Origin of the sequence: Vibrio splendidus, from assembly GCF_002873455.1 — a bacterium.
In the GTDB taxonomy this organism is placed as follows: Bacteria; Pseudomonadota; Gammaproteobacteria; order Enterobacterales; family Vibrionaceae; genus Vibrio; species Vibrio splendidus_J.
Map to the genome: position 1 here is coordinate 1 of NZ_MCUN01000050.1, position 214 is coordinate 214.

Here is a 214-nt window from a genome sequence, read left to right on the forward strand (position 1 = left end):
GCTAAAAGAAGTCGTTCCGTCCAAACCAGAAGAAGTTCTGGTGAGCGATATCACTTATGTTCAGTCGAATGAGGGCGTTCATTACTTGTCATTGGTTACCGATGCCTTCAGTCGTAAAATCATGGGTTATGAAGTCAGCAATGAAATGAAAGCGAGCGATGTTGTGAAGGCCCTAGATATGACGGTAAAAACTCGATGTTATCGTCATGCGACA

Annotated in this window: 1 protein-coding gene; it reads left to right on the plus strand. The window is 43.5% G+C overall.

What is annotated here, in order from left to right:
- The coding region (locus BCU75_RS20750) for a DDE-type integrase/transposase/recombinase (RefSeq protein ID WP_157933918.1) at positions 1–214 on the plus strand (214 nt) is incomplete at both ends.